The sequence below is a fragment of the Actinoallomurus acanthiterrae genome (genome assembly GCF_054775715.1).
The window spans coordinates 6241222-6260434 of sequence record NZ_BAAHCO010000001.1 but is presented as its reverse complement, the minus strand read 5'-3'; the positions used below and the strand labels follow the sequence as shown (position 1 = coordinate 6260434).

Annotated in this window: 17 protein-coding genes and 1 pseudogene; 6 read left to right on the top strand and 12 right to left on the bottom strand. The window is 70.2% G+C overall.

Going from position 1 to position 19213, the window contains the following annotated elements:
- Nucleotides 1–29: 29 nt before the first annotated feature.
- Nucleotides 30–254, bottom strand: coding sequence for a hypothetical protein (locus tag ACYVF7_RS29730; protein WP_460347252.1), 225 nt, complete (start codon nucleotides 252–254; stop codon nucleotides 30–32).
- A 68-nt stretch (nucleotides 255–322) separates the two neighbouring features.
- On the opposite strand from ACYVF7_RS29730, the gene ACYVF7_RS29725 reads away from it, so the two are divergent.
- The 3 genes from ACYVF7_RS29725 to ACYVF7_RS29715 all read left to right on the top strand — a co-directional run bounded on the left by ACYVF7_RS29725 (nucleotide 323) and on the right by ACYVF7_RS29715 (nucleotide 2964).
- Nucleotides 323–469, top strand: a complete 147-nt coding sequence (locus ACYVF7_RS29725) for a hypothetical protein (RefSeq protein ID WP_460347250.1) — start codon at nucleotides 323–325, stop codon at nucleotides 467–469.
- 214 nt (nucleotides 470–683) lie between these two features.
- Entirely contained in the window at nucleotides 684–1697 is a 1014-nt protein-coding gene (locus ACYVF7_RS29720) for a PDR/VanB family oxidoreductase (RefSeq protein ID WP_460347248.1), read from the top strand.
- 28 nt (nucleotides 1698–1725) lie between these two features.
- Complete coding sequence (locus ACYVF7_RS29715) at nucleotides 1726–2964, top strand: cytochrome P450 (RefSeq protein ID WP_460347246.1); 1239 nt, start codon at nucleotides 1726–1728, stop codon at nucleotides 2962–2964.
- Here the strand turns inward: ACYVF7_RS29715 and ACYVF7_RS29710 are convergent.
- From ACYVF7_RS29710 to ACYVF7_RS29700, 3 genes are all read right to left on the bottom strand, one after another.
- Nucleotides 2961–4016, bottom strand: coding sequence for a maleylacetate reductase (locus tag ACYVF7_RS29710; protein ID WP_460347244.1), 1056 nt, complete (start codon nucleotides 4014–4016; stop codon nucleotides 2961–2963). The genes ACYVF7_RS29715 and ACYVF7_RS29710 overlap by 4 nt on opposite strands.
- Nucleotides 4017–4122: 106 nt before the next feature.
- Nucleotides 4123–4986, bottom strand: a complete 864-nt coding sequence (locus ACYVF7_RS29705) for a dioxygenase family protein (RefSeq protein ID WP_460347242.1) — start codon at nucleotides 4984–4986, stop codon at nucleotides 4123–4125.
- On the bottom strand, nucleotides 4983–6176 hold the full coding sequence (locus ACYVF7_RS29700; RefSeq protein ID WP_460347240.1) for an FAD-dependent monooxygenase: 1194 nt from the start codon (nucleotides 6174–6176) through the stop codon (nucleotides 4983–4985). The genes ACYVF7_RS29705 and ACYVF7_RS29700 overlap by 4 nt, the downstream gene beginning before the upstream one ends.
- A gap of 240 nt (nucleotides 6177–6416) precedes the next feature.
- Between ACYVF7_RS29700 and ACYVF7_RS29695 the strand changes: the two genes are divergently transcribed.
- Both ACYVF7_RS29695 and ACYVF7_RS29690 read left to right on the top strand, forming a co-directional pair.
- Nucleotides 6417–7079 carry a hypothetical protein gene (locus ACYVF7_RS29695; RefSeq protein WP_460347238.1) on the top strand — a complete coding sequence of 221 codons (663 nt, stop codon included), beginning with the start codon at nucleotides 6417–6419 and terminating at the stop codon, nucleotides 7077–7079.
- Nucleotides 7080–7769: 690 nt separating this feature from the next.
- The gene (locus tag ACYVF7_RS29690) at nucleotides 7770–8597 is read left to right on the top strand and encodes a hypothetical protein (RefSeq protein WP_460358638.1); all 828 of its coding nucleotides are present in this window, start codon (nucleotides 7770–7772) and stop codon (nucleotides 8595–8597) included.
- A 123-nt stretch (nucleotides 8598–8720) separates the two neighbouring features.
- Here the strand turns inward: ACYVF7_RS29690 and ACYVF7_RS29685 are convergent.
- A pseudogene (locus ACYVF7_RS29685) lies at nucleotides 8721–8852 on the bottom strand (NAD(P)-dependent alcohol dehydrogenase); the annotation flags it as partial.
- Between the two features lie 20 nt (nucleotides 8853–8872).
- Nucleotides 8873–9382 carry an alcohol dehydrogenase catalytic domain-containing protein gene (locus ACYVF7_RS29680; RefSeq protein ID WP_460347236.1) on the bottom strand — a complete coding sequence of 170 codons (510 nt, stop codon included), beginning with the start codon at nucleotides 9380–9382 and terminating at the stop codon, nucleotides 8873–8875.
- Nucleotides 9383–9529: 147 nt separating this feature from the next.
- Between ACYVF7_RS29680 and ACYVF7_RS29675 the strand changes: the two genes are divergently transcribed.
- Nucleotides 9530–10714, top strand: a complete 1185-nt coding sequence (locus ACYVF7_RS29675; protein WP_460347234.1) for a cytochrome P450 family protein — start codon at nucleotides 9530–9532, stop codon at nucleotides 10712–10714.
- Between the two features lie 104 nt (nucleotides 10715–10818).
- On the opposite strand, the gene ACYVF7_RS29670 is transcribed toward ACYVF7_RS29675, so the two are convergent.
- The 6 genes from ACYVF7_RS29670 to ACYVF7_RS29645 all read right to left on the bottom strand — a co-directional run bounded on the left by ACYVF7_RS29670 (nucleotide 10819) and on the right by ACYVF7_RS29645 (nucleotide 19094).
- Nucleotides 10819–12009: an oxygenase MpaB family protein gene (locus tag ACYVF7_RS29670; RefSeq protein WP_460347232.1), complete on the bottom strand. Its 1191-nt coding sequence runs from the start codon at nucleotides 12007–12009 to the stop codon at nucleotides 10819–10821.
- Between the two features lie 35 nt (nucleotides 12010–12044).
- The gene (locus tag ACYVF7_RS29665; protein WP_460347230.1) at nucleotides 12045–13097 is read right to left on the bottom strand and encodes a polyprenyl synthetase family protein; all 1053 of its coding nucleotides are present in this window, start codon (nucleotides 13095–13097) and stop codon (nucleotides 12045–12047) included.
- Entirely contained in the window at nucleotides 13090–13356 is a 267-nt protein-coding gene (locus tag ACYVF7_RS29660; protein WP_460347228.1) for a hypothetical protein, read from the bottom strand. Before ACYVF7_RS29660 ends, ACYVF7_RS29665 begins: the two co-directional genes overlap by 8 nt.
- 255 nt (nucleotides 13357–13611) lie before the next feature.
- On the bottom strand, nucleotides 13612–16758 hold the full coding sequence (locus ACYVF7_RS29655) for a tetratricopeptide repeat protein (protein ID WP_460347226.1): 3147 nt from the start codon (nucleotides 16756–16758) through the stop codon (nucleotides 13612–13614).
- A 258-nt stretch (nucleotides 16759–17016) separates the two neighbouring features.
- Nucleotides 17017–18522, bottom strand: coding sequence for a sulfatase family protein (locus ACYVF7_RS29650; RefSeq protein WP_460347224.1), 1506 nt, complete (start codon nucleotides 18520–18522; stop codon nucleotides 17017–17019).
- A complete protein-coding gene (locus tag ACYVF7_RS29645; protein WP_460347222.1) occupies nucleotides 18519–19094 on the bottom strand; it encodes a PadR family transcriptional regulator in 576 nt (191 codons plus the stop codon). Before ACYVF7_RS29645 ends, ACYVF7_RS29650 begins: the two co-directional genes overlap by 4 nt.
- Nucleotides 19095–19213 lie beyond the last annotated feature (119 nt).

The window sequence follows — 19213 nt, the reverse complement described above, 5'->3', positions numbered from 1 at the left end:
CCAGAGGCACGACAGAGGAGGGCGTGCCCTTATTCCTGGTGGCCGGCCCTCGCGAGGGCGCCCTCGATGAGGTCGCGCAGCTGGGATCGGGCGGTGACGCCGAGCTTGGGGAAGCTGCGGTAGAGGTGCGAGCCGACCGTGCGCTGGCCGCCTCTTCGCGGCGGCCCCGATCGTCGAGGCGCTCCCATGCCCTGAACGGAGAGCTCGGCGCCACCCACGCGGTCGAGCTGCCCTTCGTCTTCGATCTCGCGCACCTGCCTCGGCTGCACGGCCCCGCCGCCATGCTCGGCCCCGACAAGCCCCCGCCGATCTCGCCGTCCGCATGCACGAGACCTGGGTCCGGTTCGCCAGGACCGGCGACCCCGGCTGGGACCCGTACGACACCGAACGCAGGGCCACGATGCGCATCGACGCCGAGTGGACCCAGGTCGACGACCCGCGCAGCCGGGAACGACAGGCCTGGAGCTGAAAAGTACGCGGTGTCTCGCGCGATCGAGGCCCTCATGCCGGCGGCCGACGTCGTGGCTCACGTGACGGCAGTGCGCAGGAGGTGTGAAGCGCGCCGGAAGGCAGGCGGTGTGAAAGCGCGCCGGAAGTTCGTCTCTCACTGTTTGAGAATGCCCTCGCGGCCGTCCGTCCTGGTTGCGCATCCTGCCGGGAAGCCAACGACGGGAGGCGAGAACGTGGCCGGAACCAGCGTGGTCGCGGGTGCCGTGTCCGGCGCCGGCACGGGACGGCCGACGCCGGGCAGAGCGGCGAACGCGGTGACTCTCACGGTCTCCGCCAAGGAACGGGTGGCGGAGGGCGTCGTGTCCCTCGCGCTCCGGCATCCGGACGGCGCCCGGCTGCCGGACTGGACGCCGGGTTCCCACATCGACCTGGTACTCCCGGACGGGACGACCCGGCAGTACTCCCTGTGCGGCGATCGATGGGACGCGCGGACCTACCGGATCGCCGTCCTGAGAGAGCCCGCGGGCCGGGGCGGGTCCGCCCAGGTTCACGACCGGCTCCGGCCGGGTGACCTGGTCGGCGTCGGCGGCCCGCGGAACCACTTCCCCCTGGTGCCGTCGGAGAAGTACCTGTTCATCGCGGGCGGCATCGGCATCACGCCGCTGCTGCCGATGGTGCGGCAGGCGGACCTGCTCGGTGCGGACTGGCGTTTGCTGTACGGCGGCCGGACCCGTGCGTCGATGGCCTTCCGCGACGAGTTGACGGCGGCGTACGGCGAGCGGGTGCGCATCGTCCCGCAGGACGAGTTCGGGCTGCTGGATCTGAACACCTGGCTGAGCACTCCGCGCCCGGACACCAAGGTCTACTGCTGCGGCCCGGCCCCGCTGCTCGCCGCGGTGGAGGCGGCCTGCGCGTCCTGGCCGCCGTACACGCTGCGCACCGAACGCTTCGCCGCCGCCGAGGCCGTGCCGCTCAGGGACACCCCGTTCGAGGTGGAACTGCGGCGTACGGGACGCACCGTCGCCGTCACCCCGGACGTCTCCGTGCTGGAGGCGGTGCGCCGAGCCGGAGCGGACGTGCTGTCCTCCTGCGAGCAGGGCACCTGCGGCACATGCCTGACGCCGGTCCTGGAGGGCCGCCCCGACCACCGGGACTCCATCCTCGCCGACCACGAACGGGCCGCGAACGACTGCATGCTCCTGTGCGTGTCGCGGTCCTGCGGCGACCGTCTCGTCCTCGACCTGTGAGACCTCCGCGCTTCCCGAAGGAGCCGCAATGACCGAAGCACCGGAGCGCGCCGTCGTACCGCCTGTCAGCGATGCCGATCCGTTCGCCCGCGAGGTCCTCCTGAATCCGGAGCCGCTGCACCAGACTCTGCGCGAGGCCGGTCCCGTCGTGTACCTGTCCCGCTACGACGTGCACGCCCTGGCCCGCTACGAGCAGGTGCACGCCGCCCTGCTGGACTGGCAGCACTTCGAGTCGGGCGCGGGCGTGGGCCTGGCCGACTTCCGCAACGAGGAGCCGTGGCGCCCGCCGAGCCTGCTCCTGGAGGCCGACCCGCCGTGGCATGACGCTCCCCGCCGGGTGCTGCGCGAGATCCTCGCCCCGCCGGCTCTGCGCCGCCTGCGCGCGGCGTGGTCCACGGGAGCCGAGGAACTCGTCGACCAGGTGCTCTCGAACGGGCCGGAGTTCGACGCGTTCACCGCGCTGGCCGAGGCGTTCCCGCTGCGGGTCTTCCCGGACGCCGTGGGCCTCGGCCCCGACGGGCGGGAGAACCTCCTGCCGTACGGCAACCTCGCCTTCAACGCCTTCGGACCCGTCAATGACCTGGTACGGGCCGACGCGCACCGCGTGGCCGGACTGTCGGCGTGGGTGACCGCCCAGTGCGCCCGCGAGGCGCTGAGCGAGGACGGGTTCGGCGCCCGGATCTGGGCCGCCGCCGACCGTGGGGAGCTGACGTACGAGCAGGCGCCGCTGGTGGTGCGTTCCCTGCTCACCGCCGGCGTCGACACCACCGTGCACGGCCTCGCGGCCGCGCTCTACGGTTTGGCCACGCACCCCGACCAGTGGCGACGCCTTCGTGAGCGGCCGGAGCCGGCGCGGGTCGCGTTCGACGAGGCGGTGCGCTGGCAGTCGCCTGTCCAGACGTTCTTCCGCACCGCCACCACCGACGTGACGATCGCCGGCACCGTCATCCCGGCGGGCACGAAGATCCTCATGTTCCTCGGGTCGGCCAACCGCGATCCAGCCCGCTGGGCCGAGCCCGACCGGTTCGACCTTGCCCGCGACCCGTCCGGGCACGTCGGTTTCGGCATGGGCATCCACCAGTGCGTCGGCCAGCACGTCGCCCGCCTGGAAGCCGAGGCTCTGCTCACCGCTCTGGCCGGCCGAGTCGAACGGATCGAACTCACCGGCACACCGCGCCGCCACCCGAACAACACGCTGCGCTCGTGGCAGTCCCTGCCCGTGCGAGTCCGGCCGGCTCGAGCGGCCCGGTGCGCCCCAAATGACTAGAGTGCGTCCGCGCCCTGCCACGCGGCATGCAGCAGCCGCCGCAGGCCGTGGGCGGTCACGGGGCGTGGGTTGTTCGCCGGGACCACCTCCAGGATCGCCTTCACGGCATCGTCGATGTCGGCCTCATCGAACCCGTAGTCGCGCAGCGCCTTCGGAGCATCCACCGCGACCCGCAGACGCCGCAGGCCCTCCACAGCCGAGGGGGTGCCGAACGCCTCCGCGATCCGGCGTTCGGCCGCCGGCGCGGCGGGTCCGTTGAACGCCAGCACGTACGGCAGCACGACGGCATGCGTCTGCGCGTGCGGCAGCTCGTACGTGCCGCCCAGCACATGACAGATCTTGTGGTGCAGCCCCGAACCCGCCGAGGAGAACGCCACCGCCGACAGGTAAGCCCCGTACAGCATCCGCTCACGGCCCTCGAGCCCGGCGGGATCGGCCACCACCGCCGGCAATCCGGCCGCCAACGCGCGAATGCCCTCGCCCGCCAGCGCCTGGTCCACCGGATCCGTCCGTGGCGCCCACAGGGAATCCACGCAGTGCGCGAGGGCGTTCAGCCCCGATGCGACGCTCATGGCCACCGGCAACGACAGCGTCAGCGTCGCGTCGTACACGACCGAGCGTGGCAGAACCCGCGCGTCCACTCCGGTGGTCTTGCGCGCCCCCGCGGTCAGTCCCCACACGCTGGTGGCCTCCGACCCCGCGTACGTCGTGGGAACGGCCACGATCGGGATCCCGCTGGTGAGCGCGATCGCCTTCGCCAACCCGGTCGTGGAGCCCCCGCCGACACTCACGATCAGATCCACCTCCCGCTCGGCCGCCGCGGCGCGCGCCCGCTCGGCCGATTCGACCGGAACGTGCATCACCACCTCGTCGTGGCCGAGCACGACCGGCACATCGGCGGTGACCCTCCCGGCGATGCCGGCCTGGGATGCCGCCGCGATCACCATCACCCGCGAGCCGCCCAGCCGCTCCACCTCGGCGCGCACGACCGCCGGCGCTTCGCCGGGGGCGAAGCACACGCGCTGCGCCAGGGTCTCGTGTGCGAAACGCACCAGTCGTACTCCTGTTCGTTCGTCGACGGCTCAGCGGCCGTCTAGCACTGGCAGCACGATGTCGAATCGCACGCGGGACCAGCTCTTCCCGGCCAGGTCGCGTCCGTCAGGAGCCGGCGTGCCCGGCGGCTTGCCGTTCGAACCGCTTGACGAGGGATTCCTTGACGCCGAACACCGCGTCGGAGGCGAGCAGGCCGTCGCCGTCGACGAAGATGTGGGTGACGAGCGTGCGCAGGCCGGGGGCGGTGACCATGAAGTGCAGGTGGGACGCGCGCAGCGGCGAGCGCCGGGTCTTGTCGAGCAAGGCCCCGACAGGCCCGTCGTGGGGGATGGGGTACGGCGTGGGAGTGAGCCCCCAGAAGGCGTAGTCGCCCTCGTCGCCGGTGAACAGGTGCGCCCGGCCGGCCAGGTGATCATCCGCGTACTGCACGTCGTAGAGACCGTCTTCGTCGGCTTCCCACACCTCGAGGCGCGCGCCGGGGACCGGGTCGCCGCCGGTGTCGGTGACGGTGCCCTCGACCCAGCAGAGTTCGCCCGGGGCGCCGGCGGTCATGTCACCCCCGATCGGGATCTCGGGGGAGCCCTCGACGAAGAACGGGCCGACCACCGTGGCCTCGGTGGCGCCGGCGGTGGCCTCGTGGTCAACGTTGATGGTCTGCATGGACGCGCCGAGGACGTCGGACAGCAGCACGAACTCCTGGCGGCGGTCCGTGGTGATGTGCCCGGCCGCGGTGAGGAAGTCGATGGCCTGCTGCCATTCCGACTCCGTCAGGCGCACCTCACGGATGAACGCGTGGAGGTGCCGCACCAGGGCCTGCATCAGCTCCTTGAGCCGGGGATCCGGGGTCTCGCGGAACGATGCGAGCACGGTTCGGACCAGGTCCTCCTCGACCTGACGTTGCCGGTCCGACACCGGGGGAGTGGTGCTGGCCATGCTGAGGTTCCTCCTGTCGTCGGCGTGGTCGTTCACGAGGCGGACGCCTCCTCGGCGTCGTAGCCGTAGATCCAGCCGTTCCTGACCAGTGGGTCGGATCCGGCCAGTGCGGCGTCACGAGCCTGTTGCTCGGGCCCGTCGGCAAGGTGGTTGATGTCCCTGCGGGCGTGACTGATCCGCTGAAGGCGCGTGGTGCGTGCCACGCGTGCTTCCTCGTACTGCTTCAGCGCCTGCTCGGGGTCGTCCGCGCACGCGGCCAGGCAGCGAGCCAGGACCGCGGCGTCCTCGATGGACTGGGCCGCGCCCTGCGCGAAGAAGGGGAACATGGGGTGCGCCGCGTCACCGAGCAGGGTGACCCTGCCGCGGCTCCAGCGTCGCAGTGGCGCCCGGTCCAGCAGCGCCCAGCGCCCGGGCACACCGCCGGCGGCGATCAGGTCCGTCACCCGCGGATCCCAGCCGGCGAACTCGGCGTGGAACTCCTCGATCGTGGCCGTCGCACTCCAGGACTCGTCGGTGTAGTCCCCGGCAGGGGCGAACGCGACGACATTGACCGCCTGCCCGTCGGCGATCGGGTAGTGCACGAAGTGCCGGCCGGGCCCGAGCCAGAGCGTCTGGGCACGGCGTAGGGCGAAGCCGGGAGCGGCGTGGGCGGGCACGATGGTGCGGAAGGCGCAGATACCGGAGTACTCCGGCGGCGAGGGCTCGGCCACGGCGCCGCGGACCACGGAGTGCACGCCATCGGCGCCGATGACGACGTCGGCCTGGACCCGGCTGCCGTCGGCGAAGCGCACCAGCGCGCCGTCCGGGTCCGCCTCGACCGCCGTGCACCGCGCGCCCAGCCGAACCCACTCGCCGGGCACGGCCTCTCTGACCGTGTCGAGCAGATCGGCCCGATGCAGGACATAGGTGCGCTCGCCGTAGAGCCGCTCGCACACACCGCTCAGCTGCTCGACCGACAGCACGCTGCCGTCCTCCCAGCGGCGGAACTCCCAGCCCCAGTCCAGCGGCACGGCCCGGCGGAGGAACCGTTCCATGACACCGAGGCGTCGCAGCAGCCGTACGGCATTGGGAGCCATCACGAGCCCGGCGCCGACCTCGGTGAGGGCGGACGCCTGCTCGTACACGGTGGCCGTCAACCCCGCGCGGCGCAGGAAGGCGCCGACGGCCAGGCCACCGATGCCACCCCCGACGATGACGATCCGCGGACCGGGCGCGCTTGCGGGCATCGATCGACTCCTCCGTCCCCGAAGAGAACGTTCTGATGACACCCCGATCGTCACCGGTTCCCGCACCGCGGGGAACGGCGGTGTTCATTGATCGGACACCATTCCATCACGGGGGCACGCCGGCGCCGCCCGGCCGATAGCACCATGGTCTGATCCTTGACCGCGCGGCGGCGGTGATTGCGCGCGTCGGGTGGGGCGTGAAAAGAATGATCTGTTGCCTCGGCGGTCCGGGCGCCGACCGTGATCGACCACTGGTCGTGGCCCTGCGCCTGGGCGGCCACCCGACGATCGTTGAGGAGCGGTGCGGTGCTACACGCCTTCGTCTACAACGAGATCGCGATCCTCATCCGGCACTGGTTCGAGGTCAGCCTCGAGGACAGTCACCTCGAGCATGGGGTGCGCATCGAGCTGCGCCTGCGAAGCCCCGAGCCACATCGCGGGACCGAGTCGGCGGCCCAGAGGATCGTGGCGGATCAGCCGCTGTGGCGAGCCGATCTCTTCGATCGCGTCGACGGCGTGCGCGGAGGGTTCGAGGCGGCGCACTTCCATCCGCGCTTCGAGGGTGTCGAGCCGTGTGAACGTCATTGGGCCGACGAGGTCAAAGCCACACCCTGGGAGTGGCTGCACGACCAGTTGTCCGACATCGCCGGTGTTGCTGCGGCGGCCGGGACACCGTTGCGGGACCCCGCCGCGGACGGCGAGCAGGTCCGGGCCGACGCGCCGGCGATCGTCGCTGTGGCGCAGAGCCGCGCCGCGATCCAGTGCGGAGGCAAAGAGCAGTGCTACGCGTGGACCCAGGACGCGGCAGACTTGGTGCACCTCATGCTGGATCAGCTCGCCAAGCCTGAGCTCCTCGATCGTGATCGCGTCTCCCCGTGGCTGGCACCGCAGAACGCGCCCTGACGGCCGTACCGCTCCCCAACTCGTCGTGGCGGGTCTGAATCTTTCAGCAATCGTCACTCTCCCCGAGGCCGTTTTCTCCGCCCGCCGCTGCGCGATTCCAGCGAAGTGCCGCCCCACGACCTGCCGAATCGCTGACCTGGGTGTCCAGCGTCGATAACAGCTTGTCCGGCGAGCGTTGAGCTGGGCCTAGAACCGGCGATGCCCGCCAATTACCGTCTCGTTCACCCAGCCGCGAACCCATTGCCGGCGACGACCGGCTGCCCTGCCCCCATGCCTTTCACATGACCGATATCTGACGACCCGCCCCGTCCTCACCCCCGCCAGAGGAGAGCGACCATGCGTGGCTGCCATGCCACGGTGCCGCGTCCCGTCCCCGCGCCCGCGGAACGGCTTTCTCGCCGGCCATCGCGTCACGCTGCGCGAAGCCCACCCCGCCTCACTGACGCTTCCGGCTCTTGACCGTGCCGCAGCACACGCGATTTCACGAACCTGCGAACAGGAGGTCGTTACGTTGTCCCCCCGCGCAATCGTTTCCATTCGGGGCCTGAAATGAGGGCCTTCGGACATTACCGTGAGACGAAGCGGCAGGCAGGACTGGCCGCGACGATCGCGGCCGGCGCTCTCACATTCTGCCTCGCCGCCATCCCCACGGCCGGCGCCTCCAGTAGCACGCCGTCTCCCCATCCCGCCGTGACCGACCCGGTCCTGTCCGCCCCGGTCTCTTCGCACCCGGTCCCCGGGATCACCGGCCGCGCCGCCGCGAACTGGTTAACTCCCGCGCAACGCGCCCAGTTCCGCAGCCGCCACGCCCTCTGGCGCGGCGCTCCTACTCGGCACAGCCCTCCGTCCGCGGTCCGCGCCGACGACGACGGCCACCAGTTCTGGGCCGTCTACCCCACGGCCGGCAACAATCCCACCGGCGTCTCCGCCACCCATTCGGTCCTCCCGAACCTGCGCGCCTCGAACAGCAGCGACGTCATCTACGCGCCCACGATGTACCCCTCCGGTAACGCCTGCATTGAGGACACCACCGCCTACCTGCACGACAGCGCCGTGATCTGGGCCTGGGACTGGTGCCAGAGCCAAACCGTCGGCAAGCTCACGGTGATGGACTCCGCCTTCCAGTCCACCTACGTCCGCGATGGCGCCTACCGGGTCATGGTCGACAAGACCGACGCGGCCACCAACACCTGGCAGATGGTGCTCTACAACTTCACGACATCGAAGTGGGATCCCTATTTCACCTCCCACGGCCCCAACGGCGTCTATAACTTCGGCTGGGACGCCTTCGAGGTCTACTCCGCCACCAACCCCTCCACCGGACGCCCCTACATCTGTGGCGACACCGCCGGAAGCTCTTTCACCGCCAGCGATATCCAGCAACGAGAAAACGGCACCTGGAAGTCCCTGACCGGCTCCGATTCCACCACCGACCCCACCGGCACCATATTCGGCTGCCCCAGCCTGCACGCCACCTTCCCCACCGCCAACTCCGTCTGGCGCGTCAGCAACCCCTGAACCCGTGAGGGCGTGGTCTCCGGAGGGCCAGCCCGGCCGCCTCCACTGCCGACCAGCACGAGGTCGCCCGTCGGCGCGGAGGCTGCTCGCGCCGAGGGCGAGCGTCGCGTCGGTGCCCGCGAAGTCGAGCACGACGTCGACGCCGTCGCCCTCGGCCGCCGCCCGCAGGACCCGGCCGGTGTCGGCCGACGCCCGGGTGCTCAGATGGGCGCCGCAGCGGTCGGCGAGGGCGAGTGCCTCCTCTCGTACGTCCATCGCCAGGATCCGGCTCGGAGTCAGGGCCCGGAGAAGTTGGACGGCGAGATGCCCGAGGCCGCCCACCCCGATGACCGCGACCGTCGATCCCTCGCCCAGGGCCGGCGTCGCTGGATCGCGTGGTACGGGGTCAGTCCGGCGTCGGAGAGCGGTGCCGCCTGCGCGGGATCGAGGTCGCCGATCGTCTCGAGGTGGCGGGCGGACGGCACGAGGACGTAGTCGGCCATCCCTCCATCACGACCGAGTCCCATCCCGGCCCAGGTCAGCGTCGCTCGCCGGTCGCAGTAGTTCTCCCGGCCCGCCGAGCAGCGTCGGCAGCGCCCGCACCCCCATGGTCCGTACACCACCACGGCATCGCCGACGGCGATTCCGGTGACGGCCGCTCCCACGGCCGCGACCCGGCCGGCGGCCTCGTGCCCGAGGGTGAACCCGGACGCGAAGGGCATGACGCCTGGAGCGGCGTCGATGACGTGCAGGTCGGACTGGAAGTCGAAGGCTAGGAGCGCCGCCGTCGCTGTCAACGGATCCACCGCCACGACCGTGTCCATCGCGCGGATGTCGTCGGCGGAGACGCGGCTATGTCGCGGAATCGGTAGAAGCCTCGCATTCCAGGCATTTATCAACGATGATCGGACCGTGAGGTCGGAACGTTCCATGCCTTCCCCCTGGAGGAACAGGTGGCTCCGCAGCCGGTCCCGGTACCGACAGAGCACATCTACGACACTCAGGCGCGGCTCCGTGACATCGGGCCGGTCGTGCCGATCGAGCTCGCCGGCGGAGTCTGCGCGTGGGCGGTGACCACGCACGCCGCGGCGCACGAGGTCCTGGCCAACGACAAGGCGTACGCGCGCCACGCCCGCAACTGGCCCGCGCTGCACGACGGCAGCATCCCGGCGGACTGGCCGTTCCGGCCGTTCATCGAGGCCGACCACATGGCGACCGCGGACGGCCTGGACCACCGGCGGCTGCGCACGATGGTGAACAAGGCGTTCACTCCCTCCAGGGTGGCGGCTCTGGCCCCCCGCATCGAGGAGATCACCGCCGAGCTCCTCGACGATCTGGCCGCGGCCGGTGACGGCGTGGACCTGGTCCCGGCCTTCGGCGAGGCCCTGCCGATCAAGGTGATCTGCGAGTTGTTCGGCATCCCGGAGGAGGACCGGGCACCGCTGCGGGACTGGACCCAATCGGTGATCAGCGCCGGCGACCAGTCGGTCGAGGCGCAGTTCGCGATGGTCGGCTACCTCGCCCGGTTCGCCGAACGCCGGCGCGCCGACCTGCGGGACGACCTCACCTCAATGCTGATCAAGGTGCAGCAGGACGGCGAGGTCACCCTCTCCGACGACGAACTCGCCGGCATGCTCTTCCTGTTCGTGATCGCCGGGCACGAGACCACGATGCACCTGCTCGACAACGCCGTCGTGGGCCTGTCAGCGCACCCCGACCAGCGCGACCTCGCCATCCGGGACGGCCTGTGGGAACAGGTGGTCGAGGAGACACTGCGCTGCTACCCCTCCGTGCCGATGGCCGTCTTCCGGTTCACCACCCAGGACACCACGCTGGCCGGCGTGGACCTGCCCGCCGGCGCCCCGTTGCTGCTGTCCCTGTCAGGGACCGACTCGGCCCAGCACGGCGCCGACGCCGACCGGTTCGACATCACCCGCACCCAGCGGGCCCACCTGGCCTTCGGGCACGGGCCGCACTTCTGTGTCGGCGCGCCGCTCGCCCGCCTGGAAGGCAGGATCGGCCTGTCCGCGCTGTACCGGCGCTTCCCGAAGCTACGCATGGCGGTCGACCGGTCCGAGGTGAGGTACACCTCGTTCACCACGAGCGGCCCCGCCTCGCTCCCGGTCCACCTGTACTGAACCCGCACCGTGCCCCTCGCCGCACTGCCTTCGGGGCGGCGAGGGGCCGGCTGGGCGGTATGGGAAGGCCCAACCGCACGGGTTTCGGGAAACAGGCGCCGTCCTCAGACGGCGCCCAGACTGCCCACCGACCTTCGGGTGATGTGCGCGGAAGGCGGCGGAGGCTGCCACCTTTGGCGGCGGGGCGTCCTGACTCCGTAGTCCTTCTTCAACTGCGGGGGGATGGCGTAGTGCATGACGCGACCGCGGGTGAGGGAGCTGAGCTCCAGGTTGGCGACGACGGCTCCGACTTTGTCGGCGACCCACTCGCCCCAGGGACCGCTGTCCTCGATGCGTTCGAGGAAGTCGAACATCACCGGAGAGGTCCGTGCCACCCGGTCCCAAGCACCAGAGGCGGGAACCTGAAGCCAGTCGGCGATGGTGTCGCCGACCAGGAAGCGGATGAGGGCGGCGACGACCGGGTCGAAGAAGGTACCCGGGACGACCCCCTCGTACAGTCTGATCAGCTGTTCGGTCAGCTTGACGCCCTCGTCGGACGGGCCCAGGCTGCGGAGCATGTAGAGGTCCGACCATTCGCGGGCGGCCGTGAGGTCGGGTGGGCTCTGCTCAGGGTCACAGCCGAGCATCGCGCCCACGACACGCCAGGCGTAGTAGTAGGCCTCGGCGTCGTCCTCACTGAAGTGGATGCCCAGCCGGTGCAGGGCGTCCAGGACGTAGATCGAGAAGCACATCTGCCCGCCGATCATGTCCTCCTGACACGCGGGCACCCCGTGGACCGCCTCGTTCCACAGACCTTTCCGGCGCAGGTGGTAGCGCACCGATGCGTGCAGCAGCCGTACCTTCTGGACGGCGGGGATGAAGCGGCTTCCGGACTCGAAAGCGTCGGACCGCATCAGGTAAACCACGAACTGCCCGGTCTCGGACATCCGTCGGGCGGGGTATTCCAGGCTGTGGGTGGCGCTCAGCAGCTTCGCCACGTGCGGGACCGCGTACGACAGCGGCATCGAGGCGAACGCCAGCGCCGTGGAGATATGGACGTTGTTGTCGATGAAGAACAGCCGGGCCCGTTCCATGATCTCCCAGTCGATCCACGCGGGCGGCTCGGCGGTCTCCTGCAGGTATTGGCGTGCCGCTTCCGGTATGCCGTCCGGCAGTTCATGGCCGGACGTGGTGAACCAGCGCATCAGGGTGTTGAACTTCTCGACCTCGCCGCGTTCGAACAGCGTCTCGACGGTTGCGTCGGCGAGAGGGTCGCCCTGGCTGCGCAGCAGATCCATGGTCTGGTCGGTGTACATGGCGGTTCGGCCCTTTCCCGGTGCGTGGTGGCTGGTCAGGCGGCTCGGTCGAGCAGCGCGTCGGCCAGATCGGTCAGCGCGAGGGTGGCGTCGGAAGGCAGCCTCGCGCGATGGATCGCGTCCAGCGCGGCGGCGGTCCGTCCTTTGATCATCGACTCGATACGGCTCGGCACTCCGGTGCTGTCGATGATCTCCCGGATGGTCTGCAGATCTTGCTCGCCGAGATCACGACGGCCCAGCAGGCTGCCCAGCGCCCGGCGGGTCTCCGGGTCGGCCTCGTCCAGGACCAGCGCCAGCATGGCGGTGGGCTTGTGGCCACGCAGGTCGTCGAGGTTGGACTTGCCGGTCGTCCGCGGGTCGCCGAACACCCCGAGCAGGTCATCGCGCAGTTGGTACGCCTCGCCGAGCGGCACGCCGTACGCGGTGAAGGCCCCCAGGACCGAGTCGGGCGCCCCGGCGACGACGCCGCCGATCTGGAGCGGGCGCTCGACGGTGTATTTGGCGGTCTTCAACCGGTTGATCTTCATCGACCGCTCGAGCCGGGGGCGTTCCCCGGTGACCAGGATCTCCAGGCATTCGCCCGCCATCAGCTCTCGGGTGAGCGCCGACCACAGCGGTCGCGCCTGCCTCAGGTAGCCGGCGGGCAGGCCGCAGTCGGCGAACAGGTGCCCGGCCATGGCGATGAGCAGGTCGCCGACCATGATCGCGAGCGCGGCCCCTTGGCGGGACTCGTCGGACCCGCGCCAATCGGGCCAGGCCACCGAGCGCAGTGCGACGTGCACCGAAGGGATGCCGCGACGGGTGGGGCTGTCGTCGATGACGTCGTCGTGCACGAGCGCCGCAGCGTGCACGAGCTCCATGACCGCGGCCAGCTTGACGGCCGCATCCCGGTCCGGCTGGCCGGCCGCTCGCCATCCCCAGTAGCAGAACGCGGCCCGCAGCCGTTTGCCGCGCATCACGGCCGACCGGACCTGCTCCGCCACCGGGGCCAGCACCTCGTCGATCGCGATCAGCTCGGCGATCTCCTGCTCGACGACGGTCTCCAGGATCCGGTCGACCCGGGCCTTGAAGAGCTCATGGTCATGCATGGTCGCGATCGGCCCGGTCGGCGGCCCGCCGGGCCAGCGTTTCGAAATAGGGCTCTGGCGCGTTCGCGAGGTGCCTGAGCCGGTTGAGCGACAACTCTCCGCGGGCGACCAGCTCCCGGCATCCCTCCCTGGCCTGGTCGCCCAGATCTGATCGCCGTGACAACTCCCGGACCCGGCTGATGCCCAGGTCGGCGAGCCCCGCGGCCGCGTAGACGAGCGCCTCGCCCAACCGGGCCTGTTCTTTGCCCTTCCCCGTCATGAACATTCCTTACTTTGAGTGCTCATGTCACTACTTTTAGCAACTGTAGCGGCGGCCGCATCCAATGAAAAGAGCGGGCGGAGAGTCGGGCGGGCAGAACCCGTGGCTCGGGTCACCCGGCGGCACGGCGGCCGGCTGCCGGTGGACGGTGAAAACCGGTGGTAGACGGCGGGCAGGGCCGGTGACCGAAGGTCGCGTACCGGTCGCAGATGGTCAACGACGGTGGCCGTAGGTGGCCACGGACGCGTAGCCGGGTTACGCCGTTGTGGCCTTGTTGACCCGCGTGCCGTTGGTTCGAGCCGCGAGTGTCTGCGGGTGATCTGGGCCCAGCGCCCGTTCGCAATCGGCGGCGACCTCGTTCAGGAGGCGTGCGGCTCGCCGCGTGTTGCCGAGTTTGTAGTAGGCCACTGCCAGGTGGTGTCTGGTCGCCAACGTGCTGAGGTGGTCCGCGCCGAACACCCTGACCATGGTCTCCGCCAGCGGCCTGAGGAGATCCACCGCGGCCCGCGGATCGCCTGCCTCAAGGTGCGCGAGGGCCAGACCGTCCCGGGCGAGCAGGGTCTGTTCGTGATCGGCGCCGAGCGCCTGTGCGTGGGCGGAGACCAGGTGCTCGTAGACGGGCATGGCCGCGAGCGGGGTCCCGGACGCCCGCAGGGCTTCGGCGAGTCTTCCGCGTATCGCCAGCGTGGTCGGGTGGCCGGCCCCGTACGTACGCTCCGCGCTCGCCGCCGCGTGTTCGTATCGCCGGACCGCGGTGTGCGGGTCGCCTGCGTTGGCGTGGGCCGTGCCGGCGTGAACCGCTGCGCGAATGGTCTGGAGGTGATCCTGGCCGAATGCGCCAAGGCAGATTTTCAGGTTCTGTTCGTACATTCTGATCGCTCGGCGTGAGTCGCCTGCCTTCTCGTAGACGACTGCGAGGTCGTCGCGGGTGCCGAGCACCTGCGGGTGATCATCTCCCAGGATCCGCCGGTAGTCGTCCAGGGCGCCCTTCAGCGATCGGATCGCCGACCGTATGTCATCGGTGTCGGCGACGGCGACCGCCAGATGAACACGTGTCGCCAGGGTGCGCGGGTCGTTCTCTCCGTGGACGCGGAGCTGCACCGCCAGATTCCGCTCGAACAGCGTGATGGCTCGCTGGGGGTCGCCCATGGTCCGGTAGGCCACGGCGAGACTGTTCCGGATTGAGAGCACGTTCGGGTGGTCGTCGTCGAGGACCTGCAGTTCTTCGGCGAGTGTCCGCTCGAAGAGTTCCGCGGCCTTGTCGATTCTCCCCGCCGCGAGGTGGGCGCCGGCGAGGTTGCCCTGGGTGGAGAGCGTGTGGAGGTGGCGGGGTCCGAGCATCCGGGTCTGCGCGGCGAGGTTCAGCTCATGCAACTCGATGGCGCGTCCGGAGTTCCCGGCGTCCTGATAGGCCAGGGCAAGGCCGTTGCGGCAGGAAAGAGTCTGCGGGTGTCCTTCTCCCAGCGCATCGGTGTGCAGTTCCAGTGCGCGTTCGAGCACCTCGATGGCCGCATCCGGCTCACCGGCCTCGGCGAGCGCCCGGGCCAGGTCGTTGCGAGCGGTCAAGGCGTGCAGATGAAGCGGGCCCTGCTCCCTTTCGATGTTCTCCAGAACCCTGGTGTGCAATTCGACCGCCGCGCGGATCTGTCCGGTCTCGCGATAGGCGTTCGCGAGCGTCGTCTGGAACAGGACGGTGTCCGGGTCGTCTCCGCCGAGGATTCGCGTCGCGTCCGCGAGGTTGGTCTCGTGCAGGGAGACCGACCGACGTGCGTCGCCGGCCACACGGTAGGAGGCGGCGAGATTGTTGCGGAAGGTCAGGGTGGTGCGGTGCTCGACGCCCAGGACCCGTTCGCAGTCGGCCAAGGCCCGCTCGAACACGCTGATGGCCCCCGTGACATCGCCGGTCTCCATCAACGCCCCGGCGAGGTTGCCCTGGGCGCCGAGGTTCTCCGGAGAGTCGGGCCCGCACGTGCGGGCGAACGCGGCGACGGCCCGCTGATAGTAGGAGACCGCCTCGGCGTAAGCGCTCTGGTGGTGGAGGAACACCGCCGCTTCATTGAACAGATAGGCCTGCTCGATCGAATCGTCGGTGTCCTGTATGTGATCGGCCAGGGCCGCGATGTGGGGGAGTACGGACCGCCAGCGTGGCCAGCCGGACGCCTCCCGCGGATCGGAGATGGCCGAGCCCAGCAGCCGGGTCGCGTCCACCCGTGCCTCGTCAAGGTCGGCGGCCTGCCGGTGCGGGTCGTCGGGGTCGGCCGTACGGGCCACCGCCTGGACCAGCCGGTGCACGGTGATCTCGTCTGGCGTCAGCGAGATGAGGCTGTAGGCGGCCAGCCTGCCCAGCGCATGGTTCAGCTCGGGACCGTCGGCCAGTGGCTGCAGCAGGTCACGCGGGATCGCCTCGGAACCGAACCAGGCCAGAATCCGGAGCAGGTCCCCTGCGTCCGGGGTCCCGGTGGCTTCGAGGTGGTCCAGGGTGACTCGCCAGATCCGGGCGATGCTGCGCTGCGGCAGGGTCGTCTCGGCGGTCTGCTGGTAGACCGTGGCCGGATGGCGGGTGAGCTGTTCAAGGTAGGCGCGCGGGCTGGTGCCGATCTGCCCCAGGTAGGCGCCTGCCTGTTCCACGGCCAGCGGGAGGCAGCCGAGCTCGGCGCACAACTCTCGCGTCTCGTCGGCGTCGGCGGTTCCCGCGCTCGCGGCGAGCAGCTCGACCGCCTCGTCCATGGCGAGGACGTCCAGCGGCATCACGTACGGGGTCAGGCGCTGCCAGCCGGTCGCCAGCCGGCTCGTCACGATCATCGTGCCACCCTCGCGGACGCTTTTCAGCAACGGGTCGAGGTGCGAGGGATGGGTGACATCGTCCAACACCAGCAGCCAGCCGGGATGCGCGCCCAGCCACGTTATGGCCCGCCGGGCCAGCGCTTTGGGCGAGAGCACCTCATCCAGCTGTGGTTCCAGCGCGACCGCCAGCTCGGCCAGTCCGGACTCTAACCCGGCGGGGGTGTCGGCGGTGACCCACCACACCGGGTTGACAGTCCTGGCCGGCAAGGTCGCGTAGTGCGCGGCGAGGGCGGACTTACCGACGCCGCCGAGGCCGTGCAGCACGCCCATCGCCGCCTTATTCGACGGCAGGTCCTCAAGCCGGGTGAGCTCGGCTTTACGCCCGATGAACCGGTCGCGGCGCGGGATGTTGATCAGCGGCGAGGGCGCGGCGACCTCGGAGACCGGACGGAGCTCGGGCGGTCCGGCCTCCCGCACGTAAAGGTCGCGGCCGGCCTGGTAGATCCGGGCCTTCCCGCTCGCCTCCGCCCGCAACCGGATTCCGGTCCCGCTCGGGCGGTCGTCCGCGCGCTTCAGATCTCCAGCGGCGGCTACCGCCGGCGGTTCGTCCCCCGTCACCGCATTCTCCTTTTGCCCACCCGTGCCCCCGCGGCCGTCCCCGAGAGCGACCCTAGCCGTCAAAATCCCAGAAAGCGGCGCTTCCCGGCCAACCTGGGGAGGCGAGCGGCTCATCAGAGTGGTGGAGAACTGTGCCGTGGCACCCGGGCGTACGTCGGTGGGTGCCCTGTTTCCGGCGGTCAGTCCGCTTGAGCGTGGCCCGGTCCGGGATGGATCGGTCGCCGCTGCCCTGGGGCGGCGAAGCGTCCGATCCCATAATCACCGGGCATGCTCGCGTGCCACGACACCGGAACCGTGCCGGCGGCGGTGGCGATTCGGTCTTCGAGGTCCTTGGCGAGGTGCTCCCGGCCGGTCCGGCGCAGATGCTCGGCATACCTGACCGGGTTGTTGTACAGCGACGGTCCGTTCTCGAGCGTGGTGAGCATCGGGTCGGGCTGGGCACCGGGCGGCGGCGTAGAAGTTCCACCACTCCGCCAGCAGGCTGCGCATGTGGTCGACGAGCTCCGGGTGCGACGGCGACAGGTCGCGGGTCTGGTGCGGGTCCTCGGTGATGTCGAACAGCTGCTCCCACTCGGCCATGAAGGCACCGGGATGGTACGTGCGCGTGTAGAGGTGGTCGCGGGTGCGGACCGAGCGTTGGTAGGTGTGCGCGCCGTGGCCCAGCACCAGATAGTCGCGGGACGCGTGGTCCTCGCCGCGGACGGCATCGGCGAACGACTCGCCCTGCCAGCCGGCCGGGGTGGGAATGCCGAGCAGCTCGCAGAGCGTCGGCGCGAGGTCGATGTTGTAGAGCAGCGCGTCGTTGCGGCGCTGGTCGTCACGGAGGTGGTCGGTCACACCGGGCCAGTGGAACACCAGCGGCAGGCGGTGGACTTCTTCGCTGGCCAGGCCGTGCTCACCGTACGACCCGTGCTCACCGAAAGACTCACCGTGGTCGGCGCTGACGATGATCGCGGTCTCGTCGGCGATCCCCAGCTCCTGGAGCAGCTCCAGCAGCTTGCCGAAGTGATGGTCCCAATACATGATCGCGCCGTCGAACCCGTTGATGAGGTGCTCGAAGTCGGCGCGATCGTTGATGGCGTCCGGCATGTTGTGTGGGACCGGCGACGTCCGGGGCCCGAACGCGTAGTGCAGGTCCAGCGCCGTCCGTGGCCCATAGATCTCGTGGTGCGCCTCGATGGCCTCCTGGTCCGGCCACGCCGGTGCCGGACCGGACTCGGCGGCCTTCCGCGTCCACTCCTCCGGCTGCAGGTAGTCCGTGTGCGGATCCCAGTACGTCAGGTGCAGGTACCAGTCCTCGTCCTGACCGTGCCGGCGCAGCCAGTCGAAGGCCACCTCGTTGATCTCCTCCGCGGTCTCGTCCGTGAGCCGGTCGGTGGCCCGTACCGACTCACGGAAGTTGCCCAGGAAGAAGTACGCCCGGTGCCGCTCGGCGAACATCGACACCGCGGCCAGGTAGTGCCCGTGTCGCTGTAGGTGCTGCCCCAGGAGGGGGCGCTCCTCCGGCGCGCCGTGCCCGGTGTCGAGCCGGAACCGGGCCGATTCGCCCCAGTGGCCGATCACGCCGTTGGTGATGCCGAACTGACCGCTGGTGAGCGCGGTGCGCGACGGGAGGCAGGGCGAGTCCGACGCGTAGTAGTGGTCGAAGACGACGCTGCGCTCCGCGAGCCGGTCGAGGTTCGGGGTCGTCGGCCGGGCGTATCCGTAGGGCCCGGTGTGGTCGGCGCGAAGGGTGTCGACGTCGACGTAGATGATCCGCATCATCTCTCCAAACGGGCGAGGGTGAGCTCGAGCCAGGCGATGTAGGCGGCCGTCGAGGCGTACCCGCGCTCGTGGGCCAGGGTCTGTACTTCGGCACACCAATCCGGGTCGAGCTCCGGGATCGGGCCGGTGGCAGGCGCGGGCGTCATGTCCGGTCCGGTCTTCTGCTTCAGCCGGTACTCCAGCTCCGTGCGCAGGACCTCGACGGCGATGTCCTTGCCGAACTGCCCGCCGAGGACGAACCGGATCGTGAAGTCCGGGTCCATCGGCCGGGGTGACGGCGTGAACGGGGAACGCGCCCAGGCCACGACGGCCCGCCGTCCCACCGCGGTCAGCCGGTACACCTTCGCGTCCGGGCCGGCGGGACGGTCCTCGAGCCGGTGCTGCAGATGGCCCTGTTGCTCCAGCCTCGCCAGCGTGCGGTAGATCGGCGACAACGAGGCCCGGTAGCCGAGGAAGATGCCATGCCTTTCGAGCCACGCCCGCAGGTCGTAGCCGGAGGCGGGTCGGCGTGCCAGAACGCCGAGGACGATCGCCTCGGTGTTGGTGAGATGAGTCGTGGTATCTATGTGCACTAGGCTATAGCGAGCCAATGGAAAGTCAAGTGATCACATGCCCGGATACTGCATGTCAGGCGGATGGTGCTGGGGGAGCCGGACGTGCCAGGGCCATGCGCCAGAGACTGTGGCTATGG

Coding starts and splice junctions, on each gene's coding strand:
- ACYVF7_RS29725 (WP_460347250.1), top strand. CDS start 323: ATGCACGAGACCTGGGTCCGGTTCGCCAGGACCGGCGACCCCGGCTGG.
- ACYVF7_RS29715 (WP_460347246.1), top strand. CDS start 1,726: ATGACCGAAGCACCGGAGCGCGCCGTCGTACCGCCTGTCAGCGATGCC.
- ACYVF7_RS29700 (WP_460347240.1), bottom strand. CDS start 6,176: ATGCCCGCAAGCGCGCCCGGTCCGCGGATCGTCATCGTCGGGGGTGGC.
- ACYVF7_RS29670 (WP_460347232.1), bottom strand. CDS start 12,009: ATGTACACCGACCAGACCATGGATCTGCTGCGCAGCCAGGGCGACCCT.
- ACYVF7_RS29665 (WP_460347230.1), bottom strand. CDS start 13,097: ATGCATGACCATGAGCTCTTCAAGGCCCGGGTCGACCGGATCCTGGAG.
- ACYVF7_RS29660 (WP_460347228.1), bottom strand. CDS start 13,356: ATGACGGGGAAGGGCAAAGAACAGGCCCGGTTGGGCGAGGCGCTCGTC.
- ACYVF7_RS29650 (WP_460347224.1), bottom strand. CDS start 18,522: ATGATGCGGATCATCTACGTCGACGTCGACACCCTTCGCGCCGACCAC.